The following is a 2,868-nucleotide window of genomic DNA, read 5'->3' as shown; positions in this document are numbered from 1 at the left end:
GCCGCCGCCGGCCGCGCCCCCCCCGGCGGGGCCGTCGCCCCCGCCGGAGGGGACCGCGCCGCCCCCGGCCTGGCCCGGGGCCGGGGCGCCCGCGGTCCGGGGCGACTTCGCCGCCCGGTACCACATGGCCGCCTCCGCGCTCGCCTCGGCCGAGTCGCCCGACGAGCTCGCCGCCCTGCTCACCGAGGTGGCCCTCGCCCCGCTGGGCGTCGGTGCGGTCGCCCTCACCGTGCTGGAGCCCGACGGCGCGCTGCGGCTGGTGGCCAGCCACGGGGTCCCCTCCCACCAGCTCAGCCAGTGGCAGCGCATCCCCCCGCAGACGTCCCTGCCGCTGACCGACGCCGCGCGCGGCGGGACCACCGTCTGGGTGAGGCGTTCCGAGTTCGGCGCGCGGTACCCCGACCTGAAGGGCGAGGACCTCGTCCCCGGCGACACCGTCTGCGCACTGCCGCTGCGCACCGGCGAGCGGCTGATCGGCGCGATGAAGCTCGGCTGGCCCGGGACGTTCCGCGCGGACCGGGCCACCGAGCACCACCTGTCCGCGCTGGCCCGGCTGTGCGCCGCCCAGCTGCTGCGGGTGCTCGTCCCCGGCGGTGAGGGCGGGCCGGTGCCCGCCGGGGAGCCGTGGTTCCGGGCGGTGCTGGACGCCCTCCTCGATCCGGTCCTGATCCTGCACACCGTCCGCGCGCCCGAGGGGAAGGTCACCGACCTGCGCGTCGTGCACGCCAACGCCGCCACCGTCGACCTGGCCGGCCGCACCGGCCAGGACATCACCGGCCGGTTGCTCGGCGAGCTCTACCCGGGCATGGTCGCCTCCGGTGCCTTCCAGCACCTGCTCGACGTCGCGGCCTCCGGTGTGCCGTACCGCAGGGAGGCGGAGCAGTACGTCGAGATCGTCGGCGGCGCCGTCCACGGCTCCACGATGACGCTGCACGCCACGCCGTTCCTCGACGGGATCCTGGTCAGCTGGCGCACCCACGACGAGCAGGAACGCCGGGAGCAGCAGCTGGCCCAGGCCCAGCGGCTGGCCGGCCTCGGCACCTGGCAGTGGGAGGTCTCCCCGGCGCGGCTCGACTGCTCGGCCGAGGTCTTCCGGCTGCTCGGCCTGCCGGAGCGGCCCGCGCCCGGCACGCTGGCCCCGGCCGAGGCGGAGGCCGCCGTCGCGCCGGCCGACCGCGCCGCCGTCCGGCTCCTCGCGGAACGCCTGCTGGGCGGGCTCGCCTCCGCCGCGCTCGAGTTCCGGGTGATCCGTGCCGACGGCGTCGCCCGGACGGTCCGGGCGATCGCCGAGACCGTCCCCGGGAGCCGGGACGGCGACGTGCTCGCCGTGCGCGGCGTCATCCAGGACGTGACCGCCTGGCGGCACACCGAGTGGGCGCTCGCCGACACCCGGGCCAGGCTCGCCGAGCAGGTCCGCCGGACGGCCGTCGAGCACCGCGCCGTCCGGGCGCTCCGGCACGCGCTCACGGACGTTCCCGGCGGCCCGCCCGCGCGCAACCTCGACGTGGCGGCGCGCTACGTGCCGGCCGGGAGCGACCCCCAGGTCGGCGGCGACTGGTACGACGTCCTCACCCTGCCCGACGGGACGGTCCTCACCGTGGTCGGCGACGTCTCCGGGCACGGCCTGCAGGCCGCCGCGGGCATGGCGCAGCTGCGCGACGCCCTGCGCGGCCTGGCCTTCACCGACGCCGGACCGGACCGGCTGCTCCAGCTCCTCAACCGGATGCTCTGCCACCTCGGCGGCGGTTTCGTCGCCACCGCCGTCTGCGGCCGGCTCGACCCCGCCGCCCGCACCCTGACCTGGGCCAGGGCCGGGCACCTGCCGCCCCTGCTGGTCCACGACGGCGTCGCCCGCTACCTCGACCCGCCGCCGGGACCGCTGCTCGGGGCCGACCCGGCCGCCGTCCACCGCAGCACCGTGCTGACGCTCGACCCGGACGACCTGGTGCTGCTCTTCACCGACGGACTGGTCGAACGGCGCGACGAGGGCCTCGACCGAGGACTCGGGCGGCTGCTCGGGGCGGTCGAGGAGTACAGGGCGCCGGGGCTCCAGGGCTGCCTGGACCACGTGCTGCGCCGGCTCCGGGCCCCCAATCCGGACGACGACATCTGCGTCGTCGGCGTCCGGCTGACCTGAGCGCCCACCCGGGGGCGGTTCCCGCCCGCCCGGCCGTACCCGGCGGGCGCCGCCGCCCCGCAACCGGTGGCGGGATCGCCGATTGAAGGGCCGGGATCGGGAAAGGCGCAGGGTGGGCCTCCGCACCGGCGGAGAGCGACAACGTGGGGGGTGGAACGGAGACCGTCGTGATCGTCCTCGGAGTCATCCTCCTCGTCATCGGGTTCGTCACCGGTGTTTCCATCCTGTGGACCATCGGCCTCGTCCTGGTTCTCATCGGTGTGGTCCTCTGGATCATGGGCGCAGTCGGCCACGAGGTCGGCGGACGCCGCCACTACTGGTAACGGGGGAGCTGCATCGAGGAGGGCCGCAGCGGCCGGGGCGAGGGGCACCGCCCCGACCGGGAACCCAAGCTCCCGTCCGACCTCGCAGCACCGTGACCGTCCCGCCCGGCGACCGTGCCGGGCGGGACGGTCCTGCCGCGGCCGACACCGTCTGCCGGTCCTCCTCCGGCGCGGGCCGGCGCGAGGCCGAGCACCACGACGGCCACTTCGCCCGGACTTCGCCCGCCCGGACTTCGCCCGGACCGGCGGCCGGACCTTCCGGGCCTACGGCACCATCCCCGACAACACCCGCTTCTGGGTCGCGATCGACGACCAGCCCGCTCGATGTAGTACTGGCCGACGGTCAGCACGGAGGTGAAGGCGAGGTACCAGAGGCTGACCACGATCAGGATCGGGATGTTCTGGTAG

The 2,868-nt window shown here is 76.4% G+C and carries 2 protein-coding genes; both read left to right on the top strand.

Features of this window, described 5'->3' with window-relative positions; all coding sequences use genetic code 11:
• A partial coding sequence (locus ABZY91_RS13220; RefSeq protein ID WP_355402114.1) for a SpoIIE family protein phosphatase occupies positions 1 to 2,137 on the top strand: 2,137 nt, incomplete at its 5' end.
• Between the two features lie 167 nt (positions 2,138 to 2,304).
• The gene (locus ABZY91_RS13215) at positions 2,305 to 2,460 is read left to right on the top strand and encodes a DUF6131 family protein (RefSeq protein WP_329878134.1); all 156 of its coding nucleotides are present in this window, start codon (positions 2,305 to 2,307) and stop codon (positions 2,458 to 2,460) included.
• Positions 2,461 to 2,868 lie beyond the last annotated feature (408 nt).

Origin of the sequence: Kitasatospora sp. NPDC002965, assembly GCF_040611255.1 — a bacterium.
GTDB lineage: Bacteria > Actinomycetota > Actinomycetes > Streptomycetales > Streptomycetaceae > Kitasatospora.
Note: the sequence above shows the minus strand (reverse complement) of the source record. Positions and strands in the feature narration are given on the sequence as shown.